The sequence below is a fragment of the Clostridium sardiniense genome (assembly GCF_016907995.1).
GTDB classification, from domain to species: domain Bacteria; phylum Bacillota; class Clostridia; order Clostridiales; family Clostridiaceae; genus Clostridium; species Clostridium sardiniense.
In genome coordinates this window covers 1-20,133 of sequence record NZ_JAFBDA010000038.1, presented here as the reverse complement: position 1 = coordinate 20,133, position 20,133 = coordinate 1, and the positions used below count along the sequence as shown (strand labels likewise).

The 20,133-nt window shown below is 25.4% G+C and carries 22 protein-coding genes; 15 read left to right on the top strand and 7 right to left on the bottom strand.

Annotation, left to right across the window (positions count from 1 at the left end; genetic code table 11):
• The first annotated feature begins 121 nt into the window (after positions 1 to 121).
• Positions 122 to 295 (top strand): hypothetical protein, encoded by a 174-nt coding sequence (locus tag JOC62_RS18440; protein WP_204596743.1) that lies wholly within the window; start codon positions 122 to 124, stop codon positions 293 to 295.
• Between the two features lie 313 nt (positions 296 to 608).
• A complete protein-coding gene (locus JOC62_RS18435) occupies positions 609 to 1,100 on the top strand; it encodes a QueT transporter family protein (protein ID WP_204596742.1) in 492 nt (163 codons plus the stop codon).
• Between the two features lie 28 nt (positions 1,101 to 1,128).
• Here JOC62_RS18435 and JOC62_RS18430 read toward each other — a convergent pair whose 3' ends face one another.
• The 3 genes from JOC62_RS18430 to JOC62_RS18420 all read right to left on the bottom strand — a co-directional run bounded on the left by JOC62_RS18430 (position 1,129) and on the right by JOC62_RS18420 (position 4,121).
• Positions 1,129 to 2,397, bottom strand: a complete 1,269-nt coding sequence (locus JOC62_RS18430) for a CapA family protein (protein WP_204596741.1) — start codon at positions 2,395 to 2,397, stop codon at positions 1,129 to 1,131.
• A 9-nt stretch (positions 2,398 to 2,406) separates the two neighbouring features.
• Positions 2,407 to 3,183, bottom strand: a complete 777-nt coding sequence (locus JOC62_RS18425) for a M15 family metallopeptidase (RefSeq protein WP_204596740.1) — start codon at positions 3,181 to 3,183, stop codon at positions 2,407 to 2,409.
• A gap of 218 nt (positions 3,184 to 3,401) precedes the next feature.
• Positions 3,402 to 4,121 carry a GntR family transcriptional regulator gene (locus tag JOC62_RS18420; protein WP_204596739.1) on the bottom strand — a complete coding sequence of 240 codons (720 nt, stop codon included), beginning with the start codon at positions 4,119 to 4,121 and terminating at the stop codon, positions 3,402 to 3,404.
• A gap of 132 nt (positions 4,122 to 4,253) precedes the next feature.
• Here JOC62_RS18420 and JOC62_RS18415 point away from each other — a divergent pair, with 132 nt between their 5' ends.
• From JOC62_RS18415 to JOC62_RS18405, 3 genes are all read left to right on the top strand, one after another.
• Positions 4,254 to 5,663, top strand: coding sequence for a glycoside hydrolase family 1 protein (locus tag JOC62_RS18415; protein WP_204596738.1), 1,410 nt, complete (start codon positions 4,254 to 4,256; stop codon positions 5,661 to 5,663).
• Between the two features lie 128 nt (positions 5,664 to 5,791).
• On the top strand, positions 5,792 to 6,547 hold the full coding sequence (xth, locus tag JOC62_RS18410) for an exodeoxyribonuclease III (protein ID WP_204596737.1): 756 nt from the start codon (positions 5,792 to 5,794) through the stop codon (positions 6,545 to 6,547).
• A gap of 122 nt (positions 6,548 to 6,669) precedes the next feature.
• Positions 6,670 to 6,867: a hypothetical protein gene (locus tag JOC62_RS18405; RefSeq protein ID WP_204596736.1), complete on the top strand. Its 198-nt coding sequence runs from the start codon at positions 6,670 to 6,672 to the stop codon at positions 6,865 to 6,867.
• Between the two features lie 30 nt (positions 6,868 to 6,897).
• Here JOC62_RS18405 and JOC62_RS18400 read toward each other — a convergent pair whose 3' ends face one another.
• Positions 6,898 to 7,176, bottom strand: a complete 279-nt coding sequence (locus JOC62_RS18400; RefSeq protein WP_204596735.1) for a hypothetical protein — start codon at positions 7,174 to 7,176, stop codon at positions 6,898 to 6,900.
• Between the two features lie 187 nt (positions 7,177 to 7,363).
• Between JOC62_RS18400 and pulA the strand changes: the two genes are divergently transcribed.
• The 4 genes from pulA to JOC62_RS18380 all read left to right on the top strand — a co-directional run bounded on the left by pulA (position 7,364) and on the right by JOC62_RS18380 (position 11,139).
• Positions 7,364 to 9,382, top strand: a complete 2,019-nt coding sequence (pulA, locus tag JOC62_RS18395) for a type I pullulanase (RefSeq protein WP_204596734.1) — start codon at positions 7,364 to 7,366, stop codon at positions 9,380 to 9,382.
• A gap of 95 nt (positions 9,383 to 9,477) precedes the next feature.
• Positions 9,478 to 9,867, top strand: coding sequence for a hypothetical protein (locus tag JOC62_RS18390; RefSeq protein WP_204596733.1), 390 nt, complete (start codon positions 9,478 to 9,480; stop codon positions 9,865 to 9,867).
• Between the two features lie 188 nt (positions 9,868 to 10,055).
• Entirely contained in the window at positions 10,056 to 10,460 is a 405-nt protein-coding gene (locus JOC62_RS18385) for a hypothetical protein (RefSeq protein WP_204596732.1), read from the top strand.
• Positions 10,461 to 10,485: 25 nt separating this feature from the next.
• Positions 10,486 to 11,139, top strand: a complete 654-nt coding sequence (locus JOC62_RS18380) for a cysteine hydrolase family protein (RefSeq protein ID WP_207758216.1) — start codon at positions 10,486 to 10,488, stop codon at positions 11,137 to 11,139.
• A 13-nt stretch (positions 11,140 to 11,152) separates the two neighbouring features.
• On the opposite strand, the gene JOC62_RS18375 is transcribed toward JOC62_RS18380, so the two are convergent.
• Positions 11,153 to 12,010: an LD-carboxypeptidase gene (locus tag JOC62_RS18375; RefSeq protein WP_204596731.1), complete on the bottom strand. Its 858-nt coding sequence runs from the start codon at positions 12,008 to 12,010 to the stop codon at positions 11,153 to 11,155.
• A 107-nt stretch (positions 12,011 to 12,117) separates the two neighbouring features.
• Here JOC62_RS18375 and JOC62_RS18370 point away from each other — a divergent pair, with 107 nt between their 5' ends.
• The 4 genes from JOC62_RS18370 (at position 12,118) to JOC62_RS18355 (ending at position 17,952) form a co-directional block, all read left to right on the top strand.
• Positions 12,118 to 14,019, top strand: coding sequence for an ABC-F family ATP-binding cassette domain-containing protein (locus JOC62_RS18370; protein WP_204596730.1), 1,902 nt, complete (start codon positions 12,118 to 12,120; stop codon positions 14,017 to 14,019).
• A 300-nt stretch (positions 14,020 to 14,319) separates the two neighbouring features.
• Complete coding sequence (locus JOC62_RS18365) at positions 14,320 to 14,505, top strand: hypothetical protein (protein ID WP_204596729.1); 186 nt, start codon at positions 14,320 to 14,322, stop codon at positions 14,503 to 14,505.
• Positions 14,506 to 14,688: 183 nt separating this feature from the next.
• Complete coding sequence (locus tag JOC62_RS18360) at positions 14,689 to 16,251, top strand: DUF2828 family protein (RefSeq protein WP_204596728.1); 1,563 nt, start codon at positions 14,689 to 14,691, stop codon at positions 16,249 to 16,251.
• A gap of 708 nt (positions 16,252 to 16,959) precedes the next feature.
• Positions 16,960 to 17,952: a tyrosine recombinase XerC gene (locus JOC62_RS18355; RefSeq protein ID WP_204596727.1), complete on the top strand. Its 993-nt coding sequence runs from the start codon at positions 16,960 to 16,962 to the stop codon at positions 17,950 to 17,952.
• A 38-nt stretch (positions 17,953 to 17,990) separates the two neighbouring features.
• Here JOC62_RS18355 and JOC62_RS18350 read toward each other — a convergent pair whose 3' ends face one another.
• Both JOC62_RS18350 and JOC62_RS18345 read right to left on the bottom strand, forming a co-directional pair.
• The gene (locus JOC62_RS18350) at positions 17,991 to 18,560 is read right to left on the bottom strand and encodes a hypothetical protein (protein ID WP_204596726.1); all 570 of its coding nucleotides are present in this window, start codon (positions 18,558 to 18,560) and stop codon (positions 17,991 to 17,993) included.
• A 101-nt stretch (positions 18,561 to 18,661) separates the two neighbouring features.
• Positions 18,662 to 19,096, bottom strand: coding sequence for a hypothetical protein (locus JOC62_RS18345; protein WP_204596725.1), 435 nt, complete (start codon positions 19,094 to 19,096; stop codon positions 18,662 to 18,664).
• A 152-nt stretch (positions 19,097 to 19,248) separates the two neighbouring features.
• Here JOC62_RS18345 and lexA point away from each other — a divergent pair, with 152 nt between their 5' ends.
• Positions 19,249 to 19,854, top strand: a complete 606-nt coding sequence (lexA, locus tag JOC62_RS18340) for a transcriptional repressor LexA (protein ID WP_204596724.1) — start codon at positions 19,249 to 19,251, stop codon at positions 19,852 to 19,854.
• 68 nt (positions 19,855 to 19,922) lie between these two features.
• On the top strand, positions 19,923 to 20,133 hold a 211-nt coding region (locus JOC62_RS18335; RefSeq protein ID WP_204596723.1), incomplete at its 3' end, for a hypothetical protein.

Sequence of the window (20,133 nt, the reverse complement as noted above, 5' to 3'; positions counted from 1 at the left end):
ATATATAAAGAATTATAATGAAAATTTAAATATGTATAAAATGTATATATTAATAGTGTATGGATAATAATATTAAAAACATTAGATATGATATAAAATGATTTTAAGATTGGAGAATTATATGTTTGATATTTTGACTATAAATGATCTAATAAATTATTTATCAGAAATGGAAAGAAAGTATGGAGATGAGTTAGTATTAACTAATAGTACAGGATTAATACAAGATATTGATGACTTAATACAGATAGATAATGAAGTTGGAACTATATCAATAAAAGATAATGAAAACTAAATAATAAAGTATTTATCATATATAGTTAGTAAAAAGTAAAGATAATAACTAGGAACGTTATTCAAGTAATAAATTTATAGGATATAAATTAATTCTATCTTATTCGTGAATGAAAAATATAAAGGTTTTAATCTTTTAAAAAATATATTTATAAAATGCTAAAAGTATTGAAAGTATGGAGCTTGTAATATATAATAAGAAATGCGAAAATAGAGATGACAGTTCGTAAGCCTCCTGTCAAGAAACAAAACTAAGGCAAAATTGTTTTTTACTTGGATAATGAACTGAAGTCTTGCTTTTAGGGGGAGATTTCATGGATAAAACTATAAGGAAAATAATATTTACAGGTATTATTGCCGCATTATATGCAGCATTAACATTAATTCTAGCACCTATAAGCTATGGACCTGTACAATTTAGATTTTCTGAAATACTTGTATTACTAGCATATTTTAACCCATTATATATAGGTGGACTTACTTTGGGATGTTTTATTGCCAATTTATTAGGGCCAAATGGATTAGTTGATGTAGTCTTTGGTACACTAGCTACTTTTATAAGTGTATATGCAATTTACATAAGTAGTAAAATTAAAATGAAAGATCAATATAAATTATTTATAGCATCAATATGTCCAACAGTAGTAAATGGAGTTATTATTGGATTAATGTTAAGCTATGTATTAAATATTCCTTTTATAATAGCTATGGCAGAAGTTGCAGTAGGAGAGTTTGTAGTTGTTACAATTATAGGAGTTCCATTAATTTATAAGTTAAGGGATAAGATTAGAGGGATGAATATATAAAAGGCTATCATATGATAGCCTTTTTTACTTATGGAAAACTTTTTGTTCCTAAAGAATCACTTCCTATAATTCTTTTTGTATCATTAAGAGATCGATTTAATTTATTTATAGAATTGCTAGATAATTTATATTTTGAACTATTATTTAAAGCATCTACAACTGGAATTATTCTATGGATAAATAGCCCATTATCTTTTGGTTCTCTATACACCCAAGTAGGAGTTATATCATAGTTTTTAAGATAAAGTTTATTATTTCTTAATCCAAGTGTAAATTTTATTAAAAGCCCATCTTCAGTTAAATTTTTTTGAATTTCTTCATAACATTGATTAGATAAAAAGTTACCTTGTGAATAAGCAATAAAAGTTGAATGGCCAGAGTCGCTTGTTAAAATTTCATATGGCTGTATTACATGTGGATGACCTCCTAAGACAATATCTACTCCAAGTTCATTCATTTTTCTTGCAATATTCTTTTGTGTGTTATTTTCTTTTGCTACATACTCTTCTCCCCAGTGGAAGGAACCTATAATAAATTCGACACCTTCTTTTTTCATATCTTTTATAGAGCTTTCAACATCATTATATAATGTGGATAAATTATTATAATCAAATGTATTAATCAATGAATAAACATCTTTAGGTATTTGTATTCCATTTATAGTATTAGGGCCAGTTTTGTATGTATAAGCAAACATACCAATTTTATGACCATCTATTTCGTAAATAATGTAGTTTTTATCTTGATTGTCTCTTTTTACACCTATATTGATTAAATTTTTATTTATACTCTTGGTTATAGTATTTTTAACTCCAGAAGAACCTTTATCAATAATATGATTAGATGCATAGTTAATTATATCAAATCCAGTACTTTTTAAAGTATCTAAAAATTCATCAGGAGAGTTGAATGTCGGGTAGCCCTGAGGTTTTCCGCCATTAAATGTACCTTCAAATACTCCGATAGAAAGATCAGAATTATATATAGCATCTTTTATATATTCAAAACTTTTATCAAAGTTATAATCTTCAGAAGTCTGTTTTGCACCTGATATTTGGGCATCATGAACTATAAGATTTCCTACAGAAGTTATAGTATATAATTTTTCATTTTTATCATTATTCTTATTATCATGTGTATCTTTGCTATAAGATATCTCTTCCGGGTTACTATAACTATCATATCTATTTAAAATAGAGTTCACAGAGTATATGACTACTCCTAAAAACATAAAAAGTATTAGCAAAGCAATATATCTTCTTATTATATATTTTCTTTTTTGTTTTTTTTCTTTCATTGGATACCTCTAATTTATATCTTCTAAATCATTTTTTAATAATTTTATTTCATCATCAAGGTTAGTTAAGTATTCCTCTAAGCATAAATCATTATCAATTATTTTAGTAGCATGTGATATACCTACATATCTATAATGCCATGGCTCATATGAATATTTAGTAATATTGACTTTATCTTTAGGATATCTTAGAATGAAGCCGTATTTATAAGAATTTTCTTTTAGCCAAGTAAATGCTTTAGTATTTTCAAAGCCACTGTCTAATTTTGTATAATCCTTACTAACAATATCTATAGCAAATCCAGTTTCATGTTCACTAGCACCTGGTGGTGCAGAATATTTTAATGCAGCCTCTTTTCCCTTAGTTTTTACATTGGTATTAAACAAATTAATCTGATTTTGGTGAGTACGATATCCAGATGCACCAATTAAATCTATTCCAGCAAGCTTAGCGTCATTAAACATATCTTTGGCATGTTCAGAAACTGTTTTATTTAATTTTGTAGTAGTAATATGAGATAAAAATGGTAAATTAGATTCTTCAATATCATTAGCAACATAATTATCCGAAAGTAAAGTATCTTTATTTACTAAAAGGATATTTGGATCATTCCTTGCTTCTTCTAGTACACTAAGTTTATTCTGTAAAGAAATATTATTACTTGTATATATACTTTCGATATTAGAATTAATCTCATTTTTTGAAATTAGAAATCCTAATAATGCTATTAATACAAATGTAGTAGAGCATATAAGAATTCTTTTAATAATTTTTTTTCGCTTCATTCACAAATCCTTTCTATATTTAATAATCTTTTTACTTAATATTACCACGTAAACATTATACATACAATAAAATATAGTTTAATTACAAAAAAATGGGTATTTAAATTTTATTTACATTTCAATATTTAAGTAATGAAATTAAATAAAAATTTTGAATTATAATTTATGGGAAGATAAGTTTAAATTAGGATTAAAAAATAAGGGCGGAGAATCCGCCCTTATTTTTTTGATGTAAAAGAAGTGAATTCAAATTTATCATATCTATGTCTAGAAAATGAATATTCAAAAGCTTTACCATTAGATAGGTAAGCTATCTGCTCTACTTCAAGAATAGGCTCATTTTCAGACAATAGTAGATAATCTCTATCTGATTCATTGCTAGGAGAGGCCCTAAGAATCTTTTTAGAGCTAGAAATACTTAGTTTAAGTTTCTCTTCTATATATTTGTATATAGATTTTTCAAGAATCTCTTCTGTTATACCGGATATTATAGTTGCATTCATATAAGTTTTTTCTATTACATATGGAGAATTGTTAATATATCTAACTCTAATTATCTCGTATATAGGATCATTTAATTTTATTGATAAAGCATTTTTTATTAATTCTGTTGCAAATATAAGCTTAAATGATATTAATTTATTAACGATATCATATTCTATAGAATGAGTTAGTCCAGATATTACTTCATTATTTAATTTAAATAATGGAGAGCATTTAGATGATGTATTATCTCGTATAAAGCTTCCTGAGCCTCTTCTTCTATATATGATTCCTTCTTGAACTAATAAATCAATTGCACGTCTCATTGTCATTCGGCTACAATTAAATTCTTTTGATAATTGTATTTCATTTGGTATTGAATTATTTAAATTATTATAGGTACCAGTATTAATTCTATTTAGTAATTCTTTATATATGGCTAAATATTTATTCATATATCCTCCGTATTAAATTAAATTATATATTATATATTATCATATTAAAATGTATATTCAAATAAGAATATGTATAGACAAATTAATAAATGTAATTGTATAATAAAAATATAATATTTAGGAGGGGATAATATGAGAAATGTAAAATTTCCAGAGAATTTTTGGTGGGGAGCAGCTACATCAGGACCACAGTCAGAAGGAGATTTTAATAAGTTAAATAAAAATATATTTGATTATTGGTACGAAATAGAACCAGATATATTTTATGATAAAATTGGTCCAAAAGTAGCTTCTAATTTTTATAATGATTATAAAGAAGATATAAGTAAAATAGCTAGTATAGGATTAAATTCATTTAGAACATCAATACAATGGACTAGACTAATAAAAGACTTTGAATCTGGTGAATTAGATGAAGATGGAGTTAGATTTTATAATAATGTTATTGATGAATGTATAAAAAACAATGTAGAGTTAGTTATGAATTTGCATCATTTTGATTTACCAATAGAATTATATGAAAAATATGGTGGTTGGGAATCTAAATATGTAGTAGATTTATTTGTGTTATATGCAAAAAAAGCTTTTGAGTTATTTGCTGATAGAGTAAAGTATTGGACTACATTTAATGAGCCAATTGTAATCGTTGAAGGTCAATATTTATATCAATTCCATTATCCTAAGATAATTGATGGTAAAAAGGCAGTACAAGTTGCCTTTAATTTAAATCTTGCATCAGCTAAAGCAATAAAGACTTTTAAAGAATTAGGGTATGATAAACATGGTGGTAAGATTGGTACTATACTTAACTTAACTCCAGCTTATCCAAGATCTGAAGAAAAAGAAGATCTTAAAGCAGCAGAATTTGCAGAGAATTTCTTTAATAGATTATTTTTAGATCCTGCAGTTAAAGGTACGTTTCCTAATGAGTTAGTAGAGATATTAAAGGGTGATAATGTAATTTGGGATAGTACTGAAGAGGAAGAGTTAGTAATAAAGAATAATACAGTAGATTTCTTAGGTGTTAATTACTATCAACCATCAAGAATAAAGAGTAAAGAGAGTTCTTTTGATAATACTAAATGGATGCCTGATAATTATTTTGATAGATATAATATGCCAGGAAAGAGAATGAATCCTTATAGAGGATGGGAGATATATCCTAAGTGTATGTATGATATAGCTATAAATATAAGAGATAATTATAATAATATTCCTTGGTACATATCTGAAAATGGTATGGGAGTAAAAGGAGAAGAACAGTATATAGATAGTGATGGAATGATAAATGATGATTATAGAATAGATTTTATACAAGAACACTTATACTATTTAAGCAAGGGTATAAATGAAGGTAGTAATTGTTTTGGATATCATCTATGGACACCTATAGACTGTTGGTCATGGTGTAATGCTTATAGAAATAGATATGGATATATAGCTTTAGATTTAGAAACAGGAGAAAAAACAATTAAAAAATCAGGATATTGGATTAAAGATGTCAGCAATAAGAATGGTTTCGAGTTAACTATAGATATATAATAAATTTTGAATTAAGATAAGAGTATAGATAAAGGAAACTATTAAAGTTTCCTTTGTTGGTTTTTAAATATTTATTTTATAGCAATATTTTAATGATATAATAAGCTTATTAAAGGAGGAGTAGTTAGATGAAAAAGTTAATATCATGGAATGTAAATGGAATTAGAGCTTGTGTTAAGAAAGGCTTTTTAGATTTTTTTAATGAAATTGATGCAGATATATTTTGCATTCAAGAAACTAAACTTCAGGAAGGACAAATAGATTTAGAATTAGAGGGATATTATCAATACTGGAATTATGCCGAAAAGAAAGGATATTCTGGAACAGCGCTATTTACCAAAGAAGAACCTATAAATGTATTATATGGCTTAGATTTAGAAGAGCATGATAATGAGGGAAGAGTTATAACAGCTGAATTTAATGAATATTACGTAGTTACTGTATATACACCAAATTCTAAGGAAAAGCTTGCTAGAATAGATTATAGAATGCAATGGGAAGATGCTTTTAGAGAATTTTTAAAGAATCTTGAGAAAAATAAGTCAGTAATAGTTTGCGGAGATTTAAATGTTGCACATAATGAAATAGATTTAAAAAATCCTAAATCTAATAGGAAAAATGCTGGATTTAGTGATGAAGAAAGAGAAAAGTTTAATCTATTATTAGATAGTGGTTTTATAGATACCTTTAGATATTTTTACCCTGAACTTGAAGGAATATATTCTTGGTGGTCATATAGATTTAATGCAAGAAATAATAATGCAGGGTGGAGAATTGACTATTTCTTAGTATCATCTAACTTGAAAGAGAGATTAGTAGATGCCAAAATACATACAGAAATATTAGGATCCGATCATTGTCCAGTTGAAGTTATAATTAATTAATTTATGTAAATAAGCACCTATTAGATAATTTTATCTAATAGGTGCTTATTTTGCAGTAACTCTAGTGATTGTTGTAGAATAATATATATATTAAGTAATAGCCTTTTACAAGGAGGCATAATATGAAGAAACTAATTATATCATCATTCAAGTATATAAGTTTAGCTATAATTTTTTTATTAGGGTTTATAATAGCTCCTTTTGTATTTAATGATTTTTCTTTTAGTTATTTTTATAGAGTAAATTTTTGGGTTGGAATTTCACCACTTATTATTTTGATTCCTATATTATTTTTTGCACTACTTAAAAGTGATAAATAATTTTTGCGGAGTGTTATTGTAACATTCCGTTTAAACATACTCTTTGTATTTAATTAAAATTTCTTCATGCAATTTATTAAGGGAATTTAATTCCTCTTCAAATTTTCCATATAAGTTAATTGCTATTTCATCCATATTACTTAAAAAGTTAATATACTTATCTGTTGTTAGTGAATCTAACTTATTCATTATATTTTTAGGAAATATGTATTCTTCATCAGTAGAGTATCCTAATATACTTTCTTCTTTCTTAAAATTAATAATTGTTGTAACAATTGTTATAACTTCACTTTCTGTAAATTCATTCATAAAGAGAGCTCCTTTTAATATTAATTATTAATATATAGTATCATAACAATAGAGAAATATAAAGAAATCACTTTACATATTATTACATATGAAAAGTAATTAGAATTCACAGTATGATAGATAGATGCATAATTTTAATAATAAGACTTACTAAATTACAAAAATATAGATTTAAGGAGATTTAATTATGTCAGATAACTATATGTATCTATGTAATCTTATGAAGAATAATTCAAGTGAATTTGAAAAAATGTTTTTTTATGATGGAGATTTGGGCGTAAAGTATACTAAAGAAAAGAGTATATTTTCATTATGGGCACCTTTAGCATCAAAAGTATTTCTTATTATATATGGTAATAAGGGGAGAAATCTAAATTATAAAGAAAAAGATACTATAGAAATGAATTATATAAATAAAGGAGTATGGAAGATAGAGGTAGATGGAGATTTAAACTATCAGTATTATAATTATTTAGTATTAAATGGTGATGTTGTAAATGAAGTTGTGGATCCATATGCAAAATCAGTTTCTTTGAATGGCCTTAGATCACAAGTAGTAAATCTAGAAGAAACTAATCCAGAAAATTGGAATGATGATGTAAAGCCTAATTTTATCTCATTTCAAGCATCGAGTATATATGAGATTCATATAAGAGATTTTACTATTGATGCAAACTCAGGTGTTTTAATGAAAAATAGAGGTAAATTTCTAGGATTTTGCGAAGATAATACTACTATACCAGGTATTTATACAAAAACTTGTTTATCTCATTTGAAGGAACTAGGTATTACTCATGTTCATTTATTGCCTGTTTATGATTTCTCTTCAGTTGATGAAAGTAACTTTGGTATCAATGAATATAATTGGGGATATGATCCTCAAAATTATAATGCGTTAGAAGGTTCTTATTCACTTGATCCAGGACATGGTGAAATAAGGATTAATGAATTTAAGACTTTGATTAAAAAACTTCATGATAGTAATATACGAGTTGTCTTAGATGTTGTTTATAATCATACATTTAAAAGTGAGGATTCAAATTTTAATAAGATTGTTCCTAAGTATTATTATAGAGAAAATCTTTTTGGTGGATTTTCTGATGGATCTGGTTGTGGAAATGAATTAGCATCTGAGCGAAGTATGGTAAGAAAATTTATAATAGATTCTATAAAATATTGGGCTTCAGAATATCATATTGATGGCTTTAGATTTGATTTAATGGGATTACATGATTTAGAAACTATTAAAACTATTAGAGATGAGTTAAATAAAATTGATAAAACTATACTAATATATGGAGAAGGATGGGTAGGAGGAGATACTCCATTAAATTATTATGATAGAACTATAAAAGATAATCTAAATAGAGTTGGTAATCAACAAATTGCTTTATTTAGTGATGATATACGAGATGGAATAAAAGGTAATGTATTTTATAGATCTTCTCAAGGTTTTGTTAGTGGTGGCAGTGGACTTGAAGAGACTATAAAATTTGGAGTTGTAGCATCTACTTTCCACAAAGATGTTGATATAAGCAAAGTTAATTATTCTAATTTCTTTTGGGCAAATGAACCGTATCAAACTATAAATTATGCTTCGTCACATGATAATTTTACATTGTGGGATAAATTACATTTATCAAATAGCTATGATGATGAAATAAATAGAGTATTAATGAATAAGCTTGCAGCAACTATAGTATTTACTTCACAGGGGATTCCATTTATGCAGGGGGGAGAAGAGCTTCTAAGAAGCAAAAAAGATAGTAATGGTAATATAATAGAAAATAGCTATAATTCATCAGACGAAGTAAATAAGATAGATTGGAATAGAAAAAACTTATATAGTGAGGTATTCTCATGTTATAGAGAATTAATAAAGATAAAAAAGGAACATCCTGCATTTAGTATGGGAACATCACAATTAATACAAGAAAACTTAGTATTTTTACGAAAGGATTGTGATTTCTTTAAGGATAATCTTGTTTCATTTAGAATAAATGGAATGGCTGTTAAAGATTCATGGAGTGATATTATAGTTATTTATAACTCTAATAAAGATTATACAAATATAAAATTGCCTGATGGAAAATGGGAATTAGTATTTGATAGCCATTTTACAACAGTATCTCATTCAAGTGACCTTTTTGAGAATATTTTTAATGCTGCTGGAATAGGTGGATATATTTTAGTTAAGAAATTATAAATTTATAAAATAAAGAGGAATTTCTGTTTTTTTATCGAATTAGTAAAATTAAGAATAAATTTATTTTACAAAAGTTGAATTAGGAGGGGATTATTATGGGGAATGTTATAGGATGCTCAATAATACTTAAAGATGATTTTAATAATGTATTAATAATAAAAAAGGGATCAAAGAAAAGTTTAGAGCCTTGGAAATGTGTTGGTAGATTAAAAAAAGGAAAAGAATCTAATGAGAAATGTATTACAAATTCAATAAAGGAGGATTTGAATACTCTAGTATTTGATTTAGAACCATTAAAAGAATTTGTAGTAAATAGCGAAACTAATGATTCGATTATGATATATGAAGGAAAAATTAAGGAGTATATGAATCTTGGGAAAAAGGTTGTAGACATGAATTGGATATCTGAGAGAGAAATTGATAAGTACGATTTTATAGATGGTGAAAAAGAAGTGCTTTTAGAGTACTTTAAACTGAATAAATAGTCTGATAAATTAAGCTAAATGAATATAGTCATTTAGCTTTTATTTTCTAAGACTGAGATTATAGTCAAAATATATTAAAAGTATTTTCTTGGAAATAATTGGATGAATATTTAGCGATTTATAAAGTATTGTTAATATATAATGATAAAGATATAATATATAATAAAAAGACGTTAGGTTGTGAGCATATGATAAAGGTACGTATAGATAAGAATAGATGTGGGGAGCCAATATTTAAAATAAAGCTAGAAGAAGAGAAAATAAAAGATAATAGATTGTTATATAGAGGTATATTGGCCGGGAAAAGAATATCAGGGTTATATAATTTTCAGATTCCAATGAAGTATTTTATACCTATATATAATAATTTGGATAAGAGTGAAGTTATTTTAGATACAAGAAGTATCTATTCATATTTAGAGTTTTCAGATGAAATAGAAGAAAATTACTATTACTCAATTATAGCTACACCTAAATACATGAGACGTTGGAGAGAGGAAAACTGTCAAAATATTTATAAAATAACTATAGATAAAGAGACAAAAGAATTAGAAAAACGTATAGCTTTTAAAAAAATAGAGGTAGCTATATAGTATTTAAATGGTATGGAGGGTATATATGAATAAACTTATTAGTAATATAGAAAAGGAAATGTTAGAATTAAATAAAGTTACATTAGAGGATATAAGTAGTAATGTAAAAGATGATACTGCATTAATAGTAGTTGATATGATAAATGGCTTTTATACAGAGGGTATGTTAGCTTCAGATAGAGTTGAAGGTATAATAACTCCCATAGTTAATTTAATTGATAATATGAAAGAATGTGAGAAAATAATATTTGTTGATAATCATACTATAAATTCAACAGAGTTAAATACATACCCATTGCATTGTATAGAAAATAGTTCTGAAGTAGAGATAATTCCAGAGATTAAAGAAAGAGTTTTAGATAGCGAAAATTATGAAATAATTAAGAAAAATTCTATTAATGGATTCCATGCTGCAGAATTTAAAGAATGGCTAGATAAGAATAATCAAATTAATAATTTTATTATTGTCGGAGTATGTACTGATATATGTGTAGAAACTCTTGCTATATCTTTAGTAACCTATTTTAATGAAAATAATATAGATAAGAAAATTATAATTCCAAAAGACTCTGTAGACACGTATTCTGTAGGCAATCATGATGGAGATCTTATGAATATTTTATCTTTATTCAAAATGAAATCAAATGGAATTAATGTTGTTGAAAGTATAATAAGTTAGGATAAAACCTAACTTATTTTTTTATATCATAATATTTACCTATAACTATACCTTTTGATTCTAGATTATGACCTATTTCATTAGTTTTAATTAAAGGTATATCGTGTTTTATACATATATCTATACATAGTTTTTCAAGATCATTATATTGTCCTTTAAGAGTTATCTCTGTGAACTCACCTATTATTAGACCAGATATATTTTCTAATACTCCTAACATATTATATTGAGCAAGAAAACTTCTTATTTTATTTATATCTCCTCCATTACTTTCTAAGAAAAGAATATTATTTTTAAAAGAAGGTATATATTCTGTGCCAGCCAGTTTAAGAGTACATCTTACATTTCCACCTAATATAATCCCAGTCATACTATCACCTAATAACCATTCGTAATTCCATGAAGAGAACAATGAAAATTTACTGTTTTTATTTAAAAATGTATTATAGAAATTTTCTAATCCTTGAGGAGATAAGATAGTTTTTATATTATAATAAAATGAATGTTTATCAGATTTTTTATATATTGCATTTAATAATACAGATAAATCGCTATAACCAAAGTAAATAGCAGTAGATTCTTTTATAATATCAAAATCTATATAAGGTAGTATCTCATTACATAGATCTCCTCCAGATACGTCAAAGATATGGGTTATTGATTTATCTTTAAATACAGTATTCAGTTCAGCGCCCCTAGTTTTTCCGTTAGATAAAAACTCACTATTTCTAAATATATTTTTAGAAACAACTATATTTAAATTAAATTTTTTAAGTAAATAAACTATCTTATTTAAATTAGCTTTATAGCTTATAGGAAGCTGATTTGAACACGCAATTAAATATATTTTAGTTTTAGAATTAAAAATCATAGTATCACCTCTAAAGTTTATCTTTAATACGATTATATACTAAAACTTTAATAATAGGTCTAAATTTGTTAGAATAGTACTAATTAAATAATTAGAGGAGTAAAAAAATGAATTTAATTACATTAGAGAATATAAATAAAAGTTATAGTGAAAAAATATTGTTGAAAGATGTTTCATTAGGAATTAATGAAGGTGACAAAATAGGTTTAATAGGCTTAAATGGAGCTGGCAAATCAACATTTTTAAAAATAGTTGGTGGGAGAGAAGATTTTTTTGAAGGTACAAGAATTCAGGGAAAGAATGTTAGAATAGAATATTTATCACAAGACAATGAATTTGATGATAATACTACTGTTTTAGAGCAAATATTTAAAGGTGAAACAAGAGAAATGCAGCTTTTGATGAAATATGAAGAGGTTCTAAATAAAATAGAAAATGGAGAAGCTGTTTCAGATGATAGTTTAATAAATCTTCAAGCTCAAATAGATAACCAAAACCTGTGGGATTTAGAAAGTGAAGCAAAAAGTATATTGAATAAATTAGGAATTACTAATTATTCAGAAAAAATGGGTAATTTATCAGGAGGACAATGCAAAAGAGTATTTTTAGCTTCTGCACTTATTACACCTTGTGAATTATTAATATTAGATGAACCAACTAACCATTTAGATTCAGATTCTATTGAATGGCTAGAAGAGTATTTAAACAATAGGAAGGGTTCATTACTTATGATCACTCATGATAGATATTTCTTAGATAGAGTATCTAATAGGATTATTGAATTGGATAGAGGTATTTTATATTCATACGAAGGTAATTATACAAAATATTTAGAAAAAAAGATTGAGAGAATAGAAACAGAAAAATCTCAAGAAGCAAAACGTCAAGCGTTAATTAGAAATGAATTAAAGTGGGTTAAAAGAGGTGCAAAAGCTAGAACTACTAAGCAAAAGGCTAGATTGCAACGTTTTGATGAATTAGTAAATAAAGAATATATTGAAAATAATACAGATATAAAGATTAATTATGTTGGAACAAGATTAGGGAAAAAGATAGTTGAAATAAGCGAGTTAAATAAATCCTTTGATAAAAAGCAACTAATAAAAGATTTCTCTTATATATTTACTAAAGAAGATAGAGTAGGGATAGTTGGACCTAATGGAGCAGGAAAAACAACATTCTTAAATATATTATTAGGGATAATACCTAGTGATAGTGGAGTAATAGAGGTTGGAGATACTGTTAAGTTTGGATTCTTTTCACAAACTGGAAAAGAGCTTAATGAAAGTTTAAGAGTAATAGATTTTGTAAGAGAAGGTGGGGAATATATCCCTACAGATGATGGAAGCAGAATAACAGCATCTACTTTATGTGAAAGATTTTTATTTGATGGTAGTATGCAATATTCACCTATAAGCAAATTATCGGGGGGAGAGAAGAGAAGATTACAACTACTTAGAGTCCTTATGGAGTCACCAAATTTCATTATTTTTGATGAGCCTACTAATGATTTGGATATTGAAACATTAAAAATTTTAGAGGGATTTTTAGATGAATACGTAGGTGTAGTGGTAGTTGTTTCTCACGATAGATATTTCTTAGATAGGGTATGTAATAAAATATTTGCATACGAAGAAAATGGATCAATAAGAGTGTTTCATGGTAATTATAGTGACTATTTAATTCAAATGGAAATGCATGCTAAGGAAACACCAAAGGTTATAGAAAATAAACCTAAAAAAGAAAAACCTAAAAAGGAAAATAATGTTCCAAAGTTTTCATTTAAAGAACAAAAAGAATTTCAAGAAATTGATAGTATAATAATTGAGTTAGAAAGTAAAATTGATAACTTACAGAAGGAGATAGAAGAAAATTCATCGAATTATTCAAAATTAGAAGAATTATTAGAGGGTAAGGAAGAATTAGAATTAACATTATTAGATAAATATGAAAGACAAGAATATTTATATGATATTGCAAAGAGGATAGAGGAATATAAGAGAGGATAACCTAAAATTAAGAATGTTTAAGAATGTTATAGTAGATCTTTTGAATGAATCAGAAGAGATATATTATATAAGGAATGGAAAGAATCTCATATAATAACCCTATAAGGTGCTAAAAATAATATAGCAAGAAAATTAATTTTAGTAATTAATGAAAACATTAAAATAAGAGGTCTAAATAAAAAGCTTTAGATTACTCTAAAGCTTTTTATTTGATTAAAGTTTATTAGTAATATATAATATAATAAACTGTAAAACTTATTATATTTTGTTTGATTTTGTACTTAAATGGGAGTTGATATAATGGAAATTAAAATATCGTTAAAAGGAAAGAGAGATTTTCTTAAATTTTCTGGTGATAGGATTGATATTTTAGATTTTGAGATGAATGGAACTAAATATAAACAAATCAGAATATTTAAAAAAGGTTTTTCTAAGTCTGAGTATATTGATGATAAATTGATAAATTGGATAAAGGAAGTAAAGTAGGGTTAAAAGAAGGAACTGTTCTTCTTTTTTTTATATAAGGAATTATTATTAGGTTTGTAGCATAAGTATTAATTGTAAAGGTATTTTACAGCTATAAAACTTATGTATACCTTGTTTTGATAAAGACACATACAGCTTCTACTAATATTTATCTGTGTCTTGTAGATTAAGGAGTGAATTAAAATGCCGTTAAAATTGTTAAGCAGATTAAAAGAAGAGATATTAAATATTGATGCTGATATATATCAAGAGATATATGAGGATCAAGAGGATGAAAAAGAGAATGGTAATTTTAGTATTAAATTACTGGATTTATATAATGAAATATTGAATTCTATAAGTGATGATAGATTGCTAGAAAAAAATTTGCTTAAAGAGTCACTAGATGAAGATTATATCTCCACTATAAAACTATTATTTTATACTAGAGATATAGAATATGGGCTAGGAAGGCGAGACATTTTTAGGGATGCAATAAGATATACAGCATTAAATTATAGTGAAAAACTAAAGGATTACATTTATTTAATACCTAAGTACGGAAGATGGGATGATTTATATTCTTTATTTGACACTCCTTGTGAGGAAGATGTAATAAATATTTTTAAAGAGCAAATTAATAAGGACATAGAATCTGATAGTCCGTCAAATCTTGGGAAATGGCTTAAATCTATAAATACATCATCTGAAGCTAGTAGAGAGCTTGCAAGAAAAACTGCTAAAGGACTTAATTTATCTTATTCAGAATATAGAAAATTAACAAGTGAATTAAGAAAAAAAATTGGGGTAGTAGAACAGAAAATATCAAATAACGAGTGGGATAAGATTAAATATGGAGATGTACCAGCGTTAGCATATAAAAAGTATAAAGAAGCATTTATTAAAAATGATTACGAAAGATTTCAAGACTATGAAAATATAAGTAAAATAAATAGATCAACAAATTTTGATATAAAGAATAATAATGATACAATAAGCTTTATAAATTATTTAAGGGTACTCCTAGATATAGATTATAAAGGAGAGGAAAGCAGTAAATATGAAGAGGAATTGATTAATTTTATAAAATCAATGGATATACAATCTGGAAATTGGATTACAGCTCTTTCTATAAGTAAAAGTGATTTATCAAATCAAAGTAATTATTTAATAGAGAGTTTATATTTTTCATTATACTATCTATATAATAACACTGGTTTATTTAAAGATTATATAATGAAAACAAGTAAACCTTGTAATTTTAAAAAGATAAAAACTGATGATATGTTGGAAAAAATAAAGGAGATAATAAGTAATTCTATAAGTGATTATATAAATATTGAAAGTATATTAGATTTAATACTTTTGGCTGCTATAAAACATGGGATAGATGATGAAAATCTTCCGGCAGGTGTATTAATTATAGTTGATGATATAGATAAAATCAAAGTAGCGAACATATGTTCAGAACGAGAAAAAGAGCATTTTGGATATGATAAGCTTCAAGAAAAATGGAGATCGGCAGGATATACAGTACCGGAAATAAAAATACTAGAATTGAATAGAAAAAGTAAATTTAGTATAAAAGAATTAAATAAGAATTTTCATGTAATAACTGGATTTGGAGAAAAAATATTTGATACAGTTATTAATGATGAATTGGATTTAATGGATGAAAATTTAAATATAAATAATAATATAGAAAATGGATGTAATATAAATAATAACTTAGATGGAATATTAAAAAATGAAAGATATAATATATAAAAGCAAAATAATACAAAAGGCATAATAAATTTATTATGCCTTTTGTATTATTTGAAATTATAGAATATATGAAATTTAAATAAAAAGATATTGATAGAAAAGTACTGTTGAGCAAAAGTTGAAATTCTAAATTTGTATAAAGTGATTAGTGGTTTATTTTATATAAAAAGAATAATGAAGTTTAATAAATAAAAGAGTGTTGTTACATATATAAATAAAAGAAAAATGAATAAAATTTATATAAATTATTTCGCTAAATAACCATTTAGCGAAATAATATTGAAAAATAAGCAGAAAATTTCTAAAACAATATAGTTTTTATAAAATACTAGTTTAATATTAGCTGCTTAATTATAATTTCAAAATATTCTATATATTTATATTATTTTCAATACACTAACTATTCTTTATATTTATAATATATTTAATTTATAAAATATTATAAATATTACGACTTTTAAAGGTTAAATAAGGTCAGTAATCCTCCTGCTGATTATTAAATTTATTATAGAAAATTTCTATACTTTTAAAAGATATAAATATATTTATTTATATCAAGTACACATCTATAATTTCAATTAGATATTGGGTATAATATAGATAAATATGCCAAAATCGGATGTTCAGAACATATGTTTGCATAACCTTCTAATTCATAATAAAATATGCTAAAATTAGATGTAAATACATTATAAAGAAGGTGTTAACATGTTATACGATTTTAAAGACTTAAAGAAAAGTGAGTCTCTCCCACCTATTGTGGTGGATTTTTTGAATTATTTAGAAACCATAAAAGCTAAATCTATAAATACAATAGATGCTTATAAAGTAGATCTTACTATGTTTTTTAGATTTCTTAAATTATATAGAGATGAAGTTATAGATAAAAACACAGAATTTGAAGATATTATTATAAATAATATAGATAATGATTTTATTAAAAAAATTAAGTTGTCAGAATTATATGCATTTATGAGCTTTTTAGAGAAATATAGAAATAATAGCGCTTATGCTAGAGCTAGAAAAGTTGCAACTTTAAAATCTTTTTTTAAATATCTTCAGAATAAAGCTAAAATAATAGATGAGAATCCTACATTAGAATTGGAATCCCCTAAAATTAATAAAAGACATCCAATATATTTAAATTTAAACGAAAGTATACAGCTATTAAAATCTATGGATAAAAATAATAAAAATTATTATAGAGATTATTGTATTATAACATTATTTTTAAATTGTGGAATGCGATTATCTGAACTATGTAATATAAAGCTAGATAAAATATCAGGAGATACTTTAACTATTATAGGAAAAGGTGATAAAGAGAGAACTGTTTATTTAAATGAAGCATGTATGAAAGCTTTGTCTGATTATTTAGCACATCGTGATGATTCTAAAAGTAGCGATGATAATAAAAAATATTTATTTTTATCTAATAGAGGTACTCCTATAAATAAGAGAACTGTTGAAATAATGGTCAAAAATTATACAAAACGCGCTGGTCTTAAAGATGAAAAGTATACTCCACATAAACTTAGGCATACCGCTGCTACATTAATGTACAAGCATGGAGATGTAGATATAAGGTCATTACAAACTATTTTAGGTCATGAAAATATATCTACAACACAAATATATACACACGTTGATGATGATACTTTAAGAGAAGCTGTAAAATCTAATCCTTTATCAAAAATTTAAAATTAAAAAAGACCAACATTTTTGTTGGTCTTTTTTTACTATCCCATAATTGGATTTCCTAATATTTCATTTAAAGCTTTTATTATTTCTTGAGAGTTTCCATCGTATACAACTAATACTCTCCCCTTTTTATAAAAATGAGGAGCAGTAGTCCAGGTCATTGTTACTCCGTTTATTGTTTTTCCGTTATTTTGAATTGATTTAATATCTTCTTCTAACTTTCCTTTTGCATCCATTGGATATTCATATAAAGATAATTCTCCACCCTTTATTTTTACAATTTGCTTATCAACTGAAAAAATCTTTGTATTATCATTAGCTTTAGTGCTAGTTACTTCAGGATTAAAGCCTTTTTCTTTCAAGTCTTTTATTATAGCATTTTTATCATATTTACCTTCATCATCAGTAAATTTTTTTATTGTTTCGTTTGTCGCATTTTTAACGTCATTAACTCCTTGCTCCACTTTGTCTTTAGTTTCATTGGCACCTTGTTCCACTTTCTCTTTTGTATCATTTGCTGTTTTATTATTTGTACACCCTATTAATGAAAAAGATGATAATATTATACTGCTTGCTACAATAAGTTTGGTTAATTTTAATTTATTCATGTTAATCTCTCCTATTCTTATCATAATTTCAGTATTAGTATTTATCTATTTTATTTAATTTATTCTGAATAAAAAAATAAGTGGTTTAATCCACTTATTTTTTATTGATTATTCTTTTTTATTAATCTTCTGACACCTGGGAAAATTTCTTCCGTTTCTTCTTCAAGTGTATCTTCTAATAAATCTGCCTCATCTAAATATTCAATAAATTCAAAGGCATCTATATATTTTTCCTCACTTTCAGATTCTATATTAGAATTAAAAGTAGTTTCATCTATTTTTAATGATGAATAAGCTTCTTTTAGAGCCTTTTCTAAATCTTCTTTATCAAGTGTAGGATCAATATTTTGTGCTTTTGCAATCATATTTTTCCATTCTTCTTCTAAGAATTTATTTTCTTCAATATTTTTTGCTATATCTTCTATTTTTATTGCTCTTATATCAATACCATCTTCTTCAAGGCATTTTCCACAGTTATCGCATAGCTTATTTTCATATAAATCGCAATAATCATCATCAGTATATTTTTTTATCATTGTTACACCACCCTTTTTAGTGTATAAAATCAAATTATATTATAGCAAATTAAATTTATAAATACAAATAGAACATATGTTTTAAGAACATAAGTTTGATATATACTTACTCATATGATATAATTAATTCAAAGAATGTGAGGTGCTATGCAATGTTAGAGGGTAAAGATAAACAAAGTCAAATATATGATTTTTTAAAAAATTATACCGAGAATAAGGGTTACCCACCATCTGTAAGAGAGATTTGCGAGGCTGTAAGCTTAAAATCAACATCAACAGTACATGGTCACTTAAAAAGATTAGAGAAAAAAGGTCTTATAAAGAGAGATCCTACTAAACCAAGAGCTCTTGAAATAACTGAATTTTCACAACCTAAACGTGAAATGATTAATATACCTATAATAGGTAATATAACTGCTGGCGCTCCAATTCTAGCCACAGAAAATATAGAGGATACTTTTACATTACCAATTGATTTTATAAAACATAATAGAGAATTATTTATGCTTAAAGTTAATGGTAATAGTATGATTAACGTAGGAATAAATGATAATGATTTAGCTATAATTGAAAGAACACAAACAGCTATTAATGGTGATATAGTAGTCGCTTTAATAGATGATACTGCTACTATCAAAAGGTTCTTTAAGGAAAAGGATTATATACGTCTTCAACCAGAAAATGATAGTATGGATCCTATAATTGTAGATGATTGTAAGATATTAGGGAAATTAGTTGGTATTTTTAGAGCTTACTAAAGAATACGTTAAATAAGAGAGTCATATATATATATGAGTCTCTTATTTTTATTTTTAAAGGAGGATTTATGAAAATTTTAAAATATAAAACAAATAATAATTCTAGAAAAGAAATATTTAAAAATAGATTTTATATATTTCTTTTTATATTTTTTCTAACCTTTTTTTCTTTTGGATACAAATTATTTTTTTATAAAGATGCTTTTATAGCAACACTTTTATCATATTTATTATTAATATTTTTATGTATATTTTTATGCATTCCAATACATTTATTTA

What these genes read in the sequence shown, in the direction of transcription:
- JOC62_RS18440 (WP_204596743.1), top strand. Translation starts at nt 122, where the DNA reads ATGTTTGATATTTTGACTATAAATGATCTAATAAATTATTTATCAGAA.
- JOC62_RS18435 (WP_204596742.1), top strand. Translation starts at nt 609, where the DNA reads ATGGATAAAACTATAAGGAAAATAATATTTACAGGTATTATTGCCGCA.
- JOC62_RS18430 (WP_204596741.1), bottom strand. Translation starts at nt 2,397, where the DNA reads ATGAAAGAAAAAAAACAAAAAAGAAAATATATAATAAGAAGATATATT.
- JOC62_RS18425 (WP_204596740.1), bottom strand. Translation starts at nt 3,183, where the DNA reads ATGAAGCGAAAAAAAATTATTAAAAGAATTCTTATATGCTCTACTACA.
- JOC62_RS18420 (WP_204596739.1), bottom strand. Translation starts at nt 4,121, where the DNA reads ATGAATAAATATTTAGCCATATATAAAGAATTACTAAATAGAATTAAT.
- JOC62_RS18415 (WP_204596738.1), top strand. Translation starts at nt 4,254, where the DNA reads ATGAGAAATGTAAAATTTCCAGAGAATTTTTGGTGGGGAGCAGCTACA.
- xth (WP_204596737.1), top strand. Translation starts at nt 5,792, where the DNA reads ATGAAAAAGTTAATATCATGGAATGTAAATGGAATTAGAGCTTGTGTT.
- JOC62_RS18405 (WP_204596736.1), top strand. Translation starts at nt 6,670, where the DNA reads ATGAAGAAACTAATTATATCATCATTCAAGTATATAAGTTTAGCTATA.
- JOC62_RS18400 (WP_204596735.1), bottom strand. Translation starts at nt 7,176, where the DNA reads ATGAATGAATTTACAGAAAGTGAAGTTATAACAATTGTTACAACAATT.
- pulA (WP_204596734.1), top strand. Translation starts at nt 7,364, where the DNA reads ATGTCAGATAACTATATGTATCTATGTAATCTTATGAAGAATAATTCA.
- JOC62_RS18390 (WP_204596733.1), top strand. Translation starts at nt 9,478, where the DNA reads ATGGGGAATGTTATAGGATGCTCAATAATACTTAAAGATGATTTTAAT.
- JOC62_RS18385 (WP_204596732.1), top strand. Translation starts at nt 10,056, where the DNA reads ATGATAAAGGTACGTATAGATAAGAATAGATGTGGGGAGCCAATATTT.
- JOC62_RS18380 (WP_207758216.1), top strand. Translation starts at nt 10,486, where the DNA reads ATGAATAAACTTATTAGTAATATAGAAAAGGAAATGTTAGAATTAAAT.
- JOC62_RS18375 (WP_204596731.1), bottom strand. Translation starts at nt 12,010, where the DNA reads ATGATTTTTAATTCTAAAACTAAAATATATTTAATTGCGTGTTCAAAT.
- JOC62_RS18370 (WP_204596730.1), top strand. Translation starts at nt 12,118, where the DNA reads ATGAATTTAATTACATTAGAGAATATAAATAAAAGTTATAGTGAAAAA.
- JOC62_RS18365 (WP_204596729.1), top strand. Translation starts at nt 14,320, where the DNA reads ATGGAAATTAAAATATCGTTAAAAGGAAAGAGAGATTTTCTTAAATTT.
- JOC62_RS18360 (WP_204596728.1), top strand. Translation starts at nt 14,689, where the DNA reads ATGCCGTTAAAATTGTTAAGCAGATTAAAAGAAGAGATATTAAATATT.
- JOC62_RS18355 (WP_204596727.1), top strand. Translation starts at nt 16,960, where the DNA reads ATGTTATACGATTTTAAAGACTTAAAGAAAAGTGAGTCTCTCCCACCT.
- JOC62_RS18350 (WP_204596726.1), bottom strand. Translation starts at nt 18,560, where the DNA reads ATGAATAAATTAAAATTAACCAAACTTATTGTAGCAAGCAGTATAATA.
- JOC62_RS18345 (WP_204596725.1), bottom strand. Translation starts at nt 19,096, where the DNA reads ATGATAAAAAAATATACTGATGATGATTATTGCGATTTATATGAAAAT.
- lexA (WP_204596724.1), top strand. Translation starts at nt 19,249, where the DNA reads ATGTTAGAGGGTAAAGATAAACAAAGTCAAATATATGATTTTTTAAAA.